Here is a 12,825-nt window from a genome sequence, read left to right on the forward strand (position 1 = left end):
TTTCTTCATTTTTGTCTTGTTTAATTATCCTAATTACGCTTATAGATGTCGTAAACCCTTTGGATTCTTTTGTTATCCTTAAAGAACTTTGTTAAAATAGTCGTACTTAGTTCTCATTCTAAATACTTCTGTCAAATAACATTGTAGGGTTATGACATCACAAATGTGTATTCGGTTGTTATACTTCTTTTACCTATTCTTAAAACTTGTTGTCAAGCTCTTTATCTATTTCTTTTAGCGGAGTGCAAAGTTAGCAATTCTTCTGTAAATAGCAGATAGTCAGCTTGGAAAGTTTTTAAAACAAAAATATAATTAACATATAAATCGTGATAGAGTTGTAGTAGTTTGCTTTTGTTAACAGTTTAATGATGGTTTATTGTCCTCTAATGTGGCTTTTATTATATGAATGACTCGAATATGCTGTATAATCTTTTTACTTAAATACTTGACTTAAATCATGTTGATTCGATTGTCATATAACAAAGTGTTGTGCATAAAATGCACATCCATTTAGTTTTGAACTTGTGAGAGTTGAGGAAAATATGTATCTTTGCATGACTCTTATTATAAAAGATAACATTATTTTATGCGAGATCTTTCAGATGCCGAATTGGCACAGCTTATAAATAAAGATATATTTCATCATATTTCAACAGCAGCTGATAAACTTGGATTAGAATGCTATGTTGTAGGTGGTTACGTTCGTGATTTGTTTTTGGAACGTCCGTCAAATGACATTGATGTCGTTGTTGTAGGGAGTGGTATTCAGGTTGCAAGTGAATTGAAAGTCATCTTAGGAAAGAAGGCTCATTTGTCTGTTTTCCGTAATTTTGGAACTGCACAGGTAAAGTATAAGAATATAGAGGTGGAATTTGTTGGTGCACGAAAGGAAAGTTATAGCCACGACAGTAGGAAACCAATAGTTGAAGACGGCACATTAGAAGATGATCAGAACCGTCGTGACTTTACGATTAATGCGATGGCGGTGTGTTTGAATAAAGCGCGTTTCGGAGAATTGGTAGACCCATTTGGAGGCATTGATGACCTTTGGGACGGTATTATCCGTACACCACTTGATCCAGATGTAACCTTCTCAGATGATCCATTGCGCATGATGCGTTGTGTTCGTTTTGCTACACAGCTTAACTTCTTCATAGAAGACGAGACCTTCGAAGCTTTGGAGCGTAATGCAGAACGAATCAAGATTATAAGTGGAGAGCGTATTGAGGAGGAGTTGAATAAGATAATGATGACAGCAACTCCAAGCAAGGGCTTTATAGAGTTGTATCGTTGTGGACTCTTACAGCTCATTCTGCCAGAGCTTGTAGCACTTGACGTTGTAGACACAAGAAATGGACGTGCACATAAGAATAACTTCTATCACACCTTAGAAGTGTTAGATAATATTTGTAAACATACGGATAATCTATGGTTGCGGTGGTCGGCATTGTTGCATGATGTCGGTAAGGCTAAGTGTAAGCGTTGGGATGCAACAGTAGGATGGACCTTCCACAACCATAACTTTGTCGGTGCAAAGATGGTCCCAACTATCTTCCGACGTCTTAAACTTCCAATGGATAGTAAGATGAAGTATGTGCAGAAACAAGTTGACTTACACATGCGTCCGATTGCTATTGCTGATGAGGAGGTAACTGATTCTGCTGTACGTCGTTTGATGAATGATGCAGGTGATGACATAGATGACTTGATGACACTCTGTGAAGCTGATATAACAAGTAAGAATGCAGTTCGAAAACAACGCTTCTTGGATAATTTCCGTATTGTTCGTGAGAAACTAAAGGACTTGAAAGATCGTGATTATAAGCGTCTTTTACAACCTTGTGTTGATGGAAACGAGATTATGGAGATGTTTAATTTGAAACCAAGTAGGGAGGTCGGTGTATTAAAACAAACACTGAAAGATGCCGTCCTTGACAATAGAGTTCCTAATGAACGTGAACCACTTTTAGCTTTATTGAGGGAAAAGGCAAAGGAACTCGGTTTGATATAGCCAATTATTGTTAAAAAAGAGGCTATAAACAGAGTTGGATTAAATAATAATATGTAAATTTGCACACTGAAAACTATAATGATATATCATAGTTTTCAGTGTGCTTTGCTTTCATAGTAAATTAACTTACTGTATGCAGGTTAAACATTAGTTTGTCCTGTTGAATTAAGATAAACAAAGAATATATATTAAATAAGTATGAAGAAAAAAAGTATCTTATTGTCTGCTATAGCAGCAATGGTCTTGTTACTTACCAGTTGTGGTGGAGGAAAACAAAGCCTTCCAACAAGCGATGAGTATCCAGTAATTACAATTGGTGCAGCCAATGCACAGTTGAAGACGACATTCCCAGCAACCATTAAGGGTGTGCAGGATGTTGAGGTACGTCCAAAAGTTAGTGGTTTTATCACAAAACTTTATGTACATGAAGGTGAGTATGTTCGTGCAGGACAGGTGCTCTTCGTGGTAGATAACTCTACTTATCAGGCTGCTGTTCGTCAGGCTGAAGCTCAAGTCGTATCAGCACAGAGTGGTGTTGCAGGTGCTCAGGCTCGTGTTGTTCAGGCTAATGCAAGTCTGAATTCAGCCAATGCGCAGGCTGCAACTTCACGATTGACTTATAGTAACAGTAAGAACCTTTATAATAATAAGGTAATAGGTGAGTACGAGTTGGAATCAGCAAAGAATGCGTATGAGACTGCCCAAGCTGCTGTTAGCCAAGCACAGAGTGGCGTAGCATCTGCTAATGCAGCAGTAACACAGGCACATGCTGCTGTCCGTCAGGCTCAGGCAATGCTCGCAACAGCTAAAGATAACCTCGGTTTCTGCTATGTGAAGAGTCCTGCATCAGGTTATGTGGGTAGTCTTCCTTATAAGGAGGGTGCTTTGGTTAGCGCATCTTCTGCACAGCCTGTTACCACAGTGAGCAACACTTCTTCTATAGAAGTCTACTTCTCAATGACAGAGTCTGATGTCTTAAAGCTCAGCCGTACTAATAATGGTTTGAATAATGCTATCAAGTCTTTCCCAAGTGTAAGTTTGATGTTAGCTGATGGTACAATTTATAACCATGAAGGTGTAGTTGTTAAAACCAGTGGTATTATAGATGCAACAACTGGTACAGTAAGTGTTATTGCACGTTTTCCTAATCCAGAACACTTGTTGAAGAGCGGTGGTAGCGGTCAGATTGTTATTGCAAAGAATAATAACCGTGCTTTGTTAGTACCACAGGAAGCTACTGTACAGGTTCAAGATAAGATCTTTGTATATAAGGTTGATGGTGATAGTAAGGTACATTATACCGAGATAACTGTTGACCCACAGAATGATGGCATCAATTATATTGTTACAAGTGGTCTTAAAATGGGCGACCGTATTGTGAGCAAGGGCCTTTCAAGTCTTGAGGATGGCGCAAAGATAACAGCACTTACACCTGCAGAGTATGATAAAGCCATTGAGAAAGCAGAGAAGTTGGGTGCAAATCAAGGCTCAGCATCAGGCTTCCTCAAAGCTATGAAGGGAGAAGATAAGTAAGTGATGGGTGATAGGTGTTGAATGATGGGTGATGATGAATTGCTTAACTCATTCGACATTTATAAACCCTAAATAAAGAATTAGGTATTATGACATTTACGAATTTTATCAAACGACCGGTATTGTCAACGGTTATATCAATCTTCTTTGTACTCTTGGGTATCATTGGATTGATATCACTGCCTATTGAACAATATCCGAATATTGCACCTCCTACGATTTCTATTCAGACATTTTATCAAGGAGCTGATGCACAGACCGTATTAAATTCAGTTATTACACCATTGGAGGAGAGTATCAATGGTGTTGAGAACATGACTTATATGGAGTCAACAGCAACCAATGCTGGTATGGCAATGATTACTGTTTACTTCAAGCAGGGTGCAGACCCTAATATGGCAGCAGTCAATGTACAGAACCGTGTGTCACAAGCACAGGCGTTGTTGCCTGCTGAGGTAACACGTGCGGGTGTGACGGTGTCAAAGCGTCAGAGCTCAAATGTTGTTATGTATTCATTGACAACAGATGACGGACGATATGATGATGAGTTCTTGACGAACTATAACAATATCAATATCGTGCCAATGTTGAAGCGTATCAATGGTGTCGGTGACGTACACATACCGGGTATGAAGACCTACTCTATGCGTATCTGGCTGTATCCAGATAAGATGAAGCAGCATAAACTTGTCCCATCAGATGTATCTATGGCTTTGGCAGAGCAGAATATTGAGGCTGCGCCGGGTTCATTTGGTGAGCAGAGCAATCAGAAGTTTGAGTATACCATGCGTTATAAGGGACGTCTAAAGACTCCAGAGGAGTATGGCAATATCATTATTTCAAGCAATACCAATGGTCAAACCGTTCACTTGCGCGATGTAGCAAAGGTTGAGTTGGGTGGTCTGATGTATTCAGTTATGATGAAGAACAACAGCCGTCCTGCTGTTATTGGTATGGTAAACCAGGTCGCTGGTTCAAATGCTACACAGATTGCAGATGATGTGAAGACTGCCTTGGCTGATGCTCAGAAGCAGATGCCGCCGGGCATGAAAGTTACAATTGAGCAGGATGTAACAGAGTTCCTCTTTGCTTCAATCGAAGAGGTAGTCTTTACATTGTTTATAACTCTTTTATTGGTATTTTTCGTTGTGTATATCTTCTTGCAGGACATTCGTTCAACGTTAATTCCAATGATAGCAGTACCAGTGGCTTTGATAGGAACCTTCTTCTTCCTTTGGGTATTCGGATTCTCCATCAACCTGCTGACACTCTCGGCATTGCTGTTGGCAATTGCGATTGTAGTCGATGATGCCATCGTGGTCGTTGAGGCTGTACATGCAAAGCTCGACTTAGGTTATAAGAGCGCTATGACAGCAGCTATTGATGCAATGAACGAAATCTCTGGTGCTATTATCTCTATTACTTTGGTGATGTCAGCTGTGTTTGTTCCTGTATCCTTTATTGGTGGAACCTCTGGTACATTCTATCGTGAGTTCGGTGTGACGATGGCTGTGTCTATCGTTATCTCTGCTTTGAACGCTTTGACATTGTCTCCTGCGCTTTGTGCTATCTTCTTGAAACCACATAGTAAGGATGAGGGGCATAAGAAGTTGTCACGTGTTGACCGTTTCCACATGGCTTTCAATACGCAGTATGACAAGATAAACACAAAGTATCAGAAGGTTGTTGAGAAGATCATCAACCATCGTTGGATTTCCAGTCTTGCGGTTATATTAGGTATTGTTGCACTTGTTGTAACAATGAAATTCACGCAGACTGGTCTTGTTCCAAATGAGGATACAGGTACGTTGTTTGCAATGATTAGTTTGCCACCGGGTACATCACAGGTAGAGACCCAAAAGGTAACTGATCAAGTTGATAAGATGTTGGCAAGTAACCCATATATCGAACGTCGTGAGCAAATTGTTGGTTACAACTTCATGGCAGGACAGGGTTCTAACCAGTCAACCTTTATTATCAAGTTAAAACCATTTGCTGAGCGTAAGTATGGAATGATAGACCGCATTAAGTCTGTCTTTGATGGCGCAGGTATAGCCGGTTTGTTCATCGACCCTACATCATCTAATATGATTTTGGGTATGATTTACAAGCAGACAGCAAGTATCAAGGGTGCACAGATTATTGCTTTTGGATCACCAATGATTCCTGGTTATGGACTCACAAATGGTGTGTCTTTCGTGTTGCAGGATAAGACGGGTGGCGACCTTAATAAGTTCTATAAGGTAGCACAGGACTATTTGGCTGCATTGAACAAGCGACCAGAGTTTAGCCGAGCACTTACCACCTACAACCCTAACTATCCACAGTATATGGTTGATGTTGATGTGGCAAAGGCAAAACAGGCAGGTACATCACCAGCTGCAATTCTCTCAGTATTGCAGGGATATTATGGTGGTATGTATGCTTCGAACTTCAACGCTTATGGTAAACTCTTCCGTGTTATGATTCAAGGTACGGTTGAGAGTCGTATGAATGAGGATGGACTGACAAATATCTATGTAAGAACAGCTGGTGGAATGGCACCTGTAAGCGAGTTCTGTACATTGAAGCGTGTCTATGGTCCATCAAATATCACTCGTTTTAACCTCTTTACCTCTATCGCAATCAGTGCTACACCAGCTGATGGTTACTCTTCTGGTCAGGCAATCCAGGCTGCAGAGGAGGTTGCAAAACAAGTATTGCCACAGGGTTATGGTTATGAGTTCTCTGGTCTGACTCGTTCAGAGAAGGAGGCATCTAACTCTACCGCAATGATTTTTGTTCTTTGTATCGTATTCGTTTACTTGATTTTGAGTGCTCAGTATGAGAGCTACATCCTTCCTTTGGCTGTAATTCTTTCTATTCCTATCGGTTTGTCTGGTGCATTTATCTTTACGTTGATCTTCGGACATAACAATGATATCTATATGCAGATTTCACTGATTATGTTGATTGGTCTGTTGGCAAAGAATGCTATTCTTATTGTAGAGTTCGCTCTTGAGCGTCGTCGTACAGGTATGGCTATTAAGTATGCAGCAATCTTAGGTGCTGGTGCTCGTCTGCGTCCTATCCTTATGACCTCTCTTGCAATGATTATCGGTTTGTTACCATTGATGTTTGCAAGTGGTGTAGGTCGTAATGGTAACCAGACGTTGGGTGCAGCTGCTGTCGGTGGTATGCTTATCGGTACACTTTGTCAGGTATTTGTTGTACCAGCTCTGTTCGCCTTCTTCCAGTACTTGCAGGAGCGTGTTAAGCCTCTCGTATTTGAGGATGAGGCAAGCCGTGATGTAATCAAGGAACTTGAGCAGTTCTCAAAGGGACCTGCAACGGATTATAAGATTGAAGAGTAGACACTAATAAAGGAATAACAATGAAGAAATTAAATATAATCATCATAGCTCTTGCAGCCCTGTCACTGACAGGCTGTAAGAGTCTCTATGGCAATTACGAACGTCCAGATGTGAAGACGAACGGCATTGTGCGCGACCCTGTTGATGATAAGGCTGTGCTTGAGGGTGCTAACGACTTTGGTAATCTGCCATGGCGCAGTGTCTTTACTGACCCACATCTGCAGACTCTTATTGAGAAGGCACTTAATAATAATCCAGACTTGCTCAATGCTGCTTTGAATGTTGAAATTGCTGAGCAGCAGGTTAAGGCGGCTAAGTTGTCTTTCTTGCCATCAGTCGTCTTTGCACCGACAGGAACTATTTCTCATTTCGGTACACATACATCATCTACACAGTCTTACTCACTTCCTGTCTCAGCAAGTTGGGAAATAGACCTCTTTGGTAAGTTGCGTTCTTCAAAGAAGGCTGCTCAGATGACGATGATTCAGGCACAAGACTATAAGGTTTATGCGCAGACTACGCTTATTAGTAGTGTCGCTAATCTTTATTATACCCTCTTAATGCTCGACCGTCAAAAGCAGATTGTCGATGATATGTTAGGTCTGACCAAGAATACTTGGGATGTGATGAAACTGCAGATGGAGTTTGGTCGTGCTCGTTCAACGAGTGTACAGAGTGCTGAGGCTGCTTTCTATAGTGTTCAGACACAGGCTGCAGATATCCGTCGTCAGATTCGTGAGGCAGAGAATACGCTTAGCTTACTCCTTGGTGAGCCTGCTCAGACCATAGCACGTGGTAGTCTTGATAATCAGAGTCTGTCAGCTAACTTCGCAGGTGGTATTGGTGTACAGTTGTTGAGCAATCGTGCGGATGTTCATGCAAATGAAATGGCTTTGGCACAGTGCTTCTATAATGTTCAGACAGCTCGCAGCCGTTTCTATCCATCATTGACCATTTCTCCTACTGGCGCATGGACTAATGGTGGTGGTATGGTGAATCCAGGTAAACTCCTTTTGAGTGTTGTGGGTAGCCTTACACAGCCAATCTTTATGCGTGGTCAGCTGACTGCAGGTTTGCGTGTTGCCGAAGATAAGTACAAGCAGGCATACAACACATGGCAGAACAGTATTCTTAAGGCTGGCTCAGAGGTGAGTAATGCGCTTGTAGCCTACAATGCTGCTAATGAAAAGGAGCAGTTGCGTAAGCAGCAGATTGATGTCTTGAAGACGAATGTTGAGCATACGCAGATGCTTTATACTCAGAGTTCGAGTACTTATCTTGAGGTTATTACTGCACAGCAGAGTCTGCTCAATGCTGAAATCTCACAGGTACAGGAGCAGTTTACAAAGCTTCAGTCAATTGTCAATCTGTACAAAGCCTTAGGTGGAGGTGCGAAGTAATTCAGAATTCAGAATTCATAATTCATAATTATGATTACTGTGTTAATTCATAATTCATAATTCACAATTCATAATTCATAATTATGATTACCACGATTACTGATGTGATACATCAAATGATTGTTGGTAGATACTGAAAAATTAAATATTTAAGATTATGAGTAGCGAAATTAGTCCAAAAGCTGATATATCTCCAAAGGCAAAGATTGGAGACGGCTGTAAGATATTCCCATTCGTATACATAGAGGATGATGTTGTCATTGGTGATAACTGTATTATCTTTCCCTTTGTGAGTATCTTGAATGGTACTCGTATGGGTAACGGAAACAAGATTCACCAAGGTTCAGTACTTGCTGCCTTGCCACAGGACTTTGAGTTCGTGGGCGAGAAGAGCGAACTGATTATAGGTGATAATAATATTATTCGAGAGAATGTTGTTATCAATCGTGCTACACATCGTGGTTGTAAGACAGTTCTTGGTTCAAACAACTTCTTGATGGAAGGTGCACATATCAGTCATGACACTGTTGTTGGTGACCGTTGTGTCTTTGGTTATGGGGCAAAGGTGGCTGGTGACTGTAACATTGGTACCGGTGCTCTTATCTCATCTAATGTTGTTGAGAAAGCCAATACTCGTGTTGGTGAATATGCTGTGGTACAAGCTGGTACAACCTTCTCTAAGGACGTCCCTCCTTATATTATAGCTGGTGGCTCACCTATTGGTTTTAATGGTGTAAATACAACTGTAAGTAAGACTGCCGGGCTTGATGATAAGGTAATTAAGCATATTGCGAATGCTTATCGTTTGTTGTTCCATGGTCAGACATCAGTTTTTGATGCATGTATTCAGATAGAACAACAGGTGCCAGACTCACCTGCAATCCGTAATATCCTCGAATTCGTGCGAGGTACAGAAGAAGGAATCATCAGTAAATTATAATTTTCATACCTATAAATTTTTGATGATGGGAGAGCCAGCCGTGAGGTTGACTCTCCTTTTTTATTTAAGTCATTTGTTAATTTGGGTTAAACTGGTGCCTGATTTGTGCTTAAATTTGTAGACAGGGTTTTGAAAAATCATGACATAAATTCGAATAAAACATCTAAAAACAAAGGTAAAAAGACGTGTAAAAATCAAGTTTGCAATCAACAGAGAATCAGTTAGTTGTAAAGTTGTAAAGTAAAAGGTGCTTAATTGGACTTCAAAAGGGCGTTAGTTAGACCTCAAAAGGGCACCTTTTGCAAGTCAATAGGGCGTCTTTTAGAAGCCAAAAGAGCATGTATTGAGATTGCAAGACCAAGAAAAGTTTTTACAATTCAGTAGACTCTGTAGGCTTCTGGTAATGCAAGAAACTCTCAACTGAACTTAAAGTAATTTGCTTTATAAGTAAGAAGGCGGAAGGTTTATACATTCGTCAAAATGAAATGGACGCATCAAAAGTGCGTCCATTATGGTTGGTTTATACTTTCGTATTGGGTAGTTTTTCTATAAATATGAGTTTCTCTTTGATGGAAATATTAAGAATATAGAAATGTTAATACGATGCTGTGCAAGGGATTCCCAATGCAATCACACGGTCACGGATAGCATCTAATTCTTCGTGTGTAGCCTTTTGTAGGTGTAGGTCGGGTGTTTCACGATCAATAGTGTAAATCATTACTTCACGTGGAGCAATCTCTTTGATTGTCTCAAGCCACGGTGCAACAAAGGCTTCAGTTGTGTTGTCAACATCATATCCGTCTTCAGTAGTCCCCTTCATAAACATTGTCTGGATAATTGCTTGTCCGTTGAAAGACTTGATATCTGCAATGATTCGGTTTACATCATAGGAAGGCTGCGTAGGGCGGTCTACCTTATTGATATATTCAGCATTGATGGTATCGAGTTTCAGAATGTTGTTGTCTACCTTTGCCAGCGCTTCATGAATCTTCGGACGATGGATGAACGTAGAGTTACTAAGGACAGAAATCTTTGCTTGTGGGCAATATTTGTTACGTAGACGGATTGTGTCGTCAATGATTTCATCAAAGTGTGGGTGGGAAGTTGGCTCGCCATTACCTGCAAAAGTCAATACATCAGGGTGAATATTCTCTTGTTGCATCTCCTTTAACTTGGTTTCCAAAGCTTCCGCAACATGTTCACGAGTAGGGTGGGGCGTCTTTGTACGGTGGTCTTTGTTGAAACCACATTCGCAATATATGCAGTCGAATGTGCATATCTTACCGTCTGCTGGCATCAAGTTAATGCCTAAGGAAATACCTAAACGACGGCTGTGAACTGGTCCAAATATAGGGGATGGATAGATAATCGTGCTCATTGAATATGTTTTTGTTGAATATATTGTTCGTGCAAAATAATTAGGTTGATTGTTATGTCTACTCTGACGTTTGTTCAACTCCTAATCTTTGATAAAGCAAAGATACATATTTTCGCTGAAAGTCTTGATGTTTCTTGTTATTTTAATTTGCTTCTATCTATATTGGACGTACACTATTTTCATTTATTTAGAGATGGATAAGGCGTGTAATCTATGTTTCTATGAATTTATTTTTAGGTAAAGAGGAGTTGAATTATGTGTTGGGCATTCAGGAAAAAGGTTTGTCTAATAGACTTGGGTTAAAGAAAAAAGACGGCTATCCGTTGTGGACAGCCGCCTTTCTAACTTATTATTAGTAAGATGTCTATTCTTTACTCTCACGCTTACGATCATTATGATCGAGTGTAATCTTGCGCATACGAATGTTCTTTGGAGTTACTTCAACATACTCGTTGCCCTTGATGTACTCAAGACATTCCTCAAGACTCATCTCGGTCTTAGGGATAACGCGTGCCTTCTCGTCAGAACCAGATGCACGGACGTTAGTCAACTGCTTTGCCTTCGTAACGTTGATAACGAGGTCATTGTCGTGAACATGCTCGCCAACAACCTGTCCGCCATAAACTTCCTCACCTGATTCGATGAAGAACTTACCACGATCCTGCAACTTATCGATAGCGTATGCATAGGCAGTACCAGCTTCCAATGCAATCATTGAACCATTTGTACGACGTACGATTTCGCCCTTGAATGGTTGATAATCTTTGAAACGGTGTGCCATGATAGCTTCACCCTGGCTGGCTGTTAAGACGTTGGTACGCAGACCAATGATACCACGTGATGGTATTTCAAAGGTGATGTTCACACGCTCACCCTCAGCATCCATACCGAGAAGGTCACCCTTACGACGAGTCACCATATCAATCATCTTACTTGAGAAATCGGTTGGAACGTTGATTGTCAACTCCTCAATAGGCTCACACTTCTGACCATCAATCTCCTTATAGATAACCTGTGGCTGACCAACCTGCAACTCATAGCCCTCGCGGCGCATTGTCTCAATGAGGACAGAGAGGTGAAGTACACCACGACCACTAACAATCCACTTATCCATGGAGTCCTCCATCGGACGTACACGAAGTGCAAGGTTCTTCTCAAGTTCCTTATTCAGACGATCGCTAATGTGACGAGAGGTACAGAACTTACCTTCTTTTCCGAAGAAAGGAGAGTCGTTGATGGTGAAGAGCATACTCATAGTTGGCTCATCAACAGCGATTGGTGGCAGTGGTTCTGGATTCTCAAAATCAGCAATAGTATCTCCAATCTCAAACTTCTCCAAACCAATTACGGCACAAATGTCGCCTGAATCTACGGCATCAGTCTTCTTATGTCCCATACCTTCAAAGGTATGAAGCTCTTTAATCTTAGTGCGTTCCTGTGTTCCGTCGCGGTGACAGATTGTGATATTCTGTCCATCCTTCAATGTTCCACGGTGTACACGACCAACGGCGATACGTCCGGTGTAGCTTGAATAGTCCAAAGATGTAATCAGCATCTGTGGTGTTCCTTCAATCTGCTTAGGAGCAGGGATTGCCTCAATAATGAGGTCGAGCAGATATTCAATATTATCTGTTGGCTTCTTCCAATCCTCGCTCATCCAGCCATTCTTAGCTGAACCATAGACAACAGGGAAGTTTAACTGATCTTCTGTAGCGTTAAGGTCGCACATGAGATCGAATACCATCTCATATACTTCTTCAGGACGACAGTTAGGTTTGTCTACCTTGTTAATAACAACAACTGGTTTCAAACCAAGCTGAAGGGCCTTTTGTAGCACAAAACGTGTCTGTGGCATAGGACCTTCAAAAGCGTCTACGAGCAACAAACAGCCGTCTGCCATGTTCAATACACGCTCAACCTCACCACCGAAATCAGAGTGACCCGGCGTGTCGAGGATGTTGATTTTTACTCCTTTCCAATTAATACTTACATTCTTACTCAGAATTGTTATCCCTCGTTCGCGCTCCAAGTCATTAGAGTCGAGAACTTCTCCGCTGTTGTCTTGTCCGTCACGGAAAAGTTTTCCAGCGAGCATCATCTTGTCAACCAAGGTTGTCTTACCGTGGTCTACGTGCGCAATAACTGCGATGTTACGAATATCTTGCATTTAAATACCTTAAAAAGCTTACGCTAAATTTATGCTGCAAAAT

The 12,825-nt window shown here is 41.0% G+C and carries 7 protein-coding genes; 5 read left to right on the plus strand and 2 right to left on the minus strand.

What is annotated here, in order from left to right; translation table 11 throughout:
- Positions 1-586: 586 nt before the first annotated feature.
- The 5 genes from HMPREF0659_RS02415 to lpxA all read left to right on the plus strand — a co-directional run bounded on the left by HMPREF0659_RS02415 (position 587) and on the right by lpxA (position 9,237).
- On the plus strand, positions 587-2,011 hold the full coding sequence (locus tag HMPREF0659_RS02415; RefSeq protein ID WP_013263803.1) for a CCA tRNA nucleotidyltransferase: 1,425 nt from the start codon (positions 587-589) through the stop codon (positions 2,009-2,011).
- Between the two features lie 198 nt (positions 2,012-2,209).
- Entirely contained in the window at positions 2,210-3,544 is a 1,335-nt protein-coding gene (locus HMPREF0659_RS02420; protein WP_044045835.1) for an efflux RND transporter periplasmic adaptor subunit, read from the plus strand.
- Positions 3,545-3,633: 89 nt separating this feature from the next.
- Positions 3,634-6,897, plus strand: a complete 3,264-nt coding sequence (locus tag HMPREF0659_RS02425) for an efflux RND transporter permease subunit (protein WP_013264969.1) — start codon at positions 3,634-3,636, stop codon at positions 6,895-6,897.
- Between the two features lie 20 nt (positions 6,898-6,917).
- A complete protein-coding gene (locus tag HMPREF0659_RS02430; protein ID WP_013263854.1) occupies positions 6,918-8,297 on the plus strand; it encodes an efflux transporter outer membrane subunit in 1,380 nt (459 codons plus the stop codon).
- Positions 8,298-8,454: 157 nt separating this feature from the next.
- The gene (gene lpxA / locus HMPREF0659_RS02435) at positions 8,455-9,237 is read left to right on the plus strand and encodes an acyl-ACP--UDP-N-acetylglucosamine O-acyltransferase (protein ID WP_013264784.1); all 783 of its coding nucleotides are present in this window, start codon (positions 8,455-8,457) and stop codon (positions 9,235-9,237) included.
- A 595-nt stretch (positions 9,238-9,832) separates the two neighbouring features.
- Here the strand turns inward: lpxA and HMPREF0659_RS02440 are convergent.
- A complete protein-coding gene (locus HMPREF0659_RS02440) occupies positions 9,833-10,615 on the minus strand; it encodes a radical SAM protein (protein WP_013264057.1) in 783 nt (260 codons plus the stop codon).
- A 364-nt stretch (positions 10,616-10,979) separates the two neighbouring features.
- Positions 10,980-12,782, minus strand: coding sequence for a translational GTPase TypA (typA, locus tag HMPREF0659_RS02445; RefSeq protein ID WP_013264129.1), 1,803 nt, complete (start codon positions 12,780-12,782; stop codon positions 10,980-10,982).
- Between the last annotated feature and the right edge of the window lie 43 nt (positions 12,783-12,825).

Origin of the sequence: Prevotella melaninogenica ATCC 25845 (assembly GCF_000144405.1) — a bacterium.
GTDB classification, from domain to species: Bacteria; Bacteroidota; Bacteroidia; order Bacteroidales; family Bacteroidaceae; genus Prevotella; species Prevotella melaninogenica.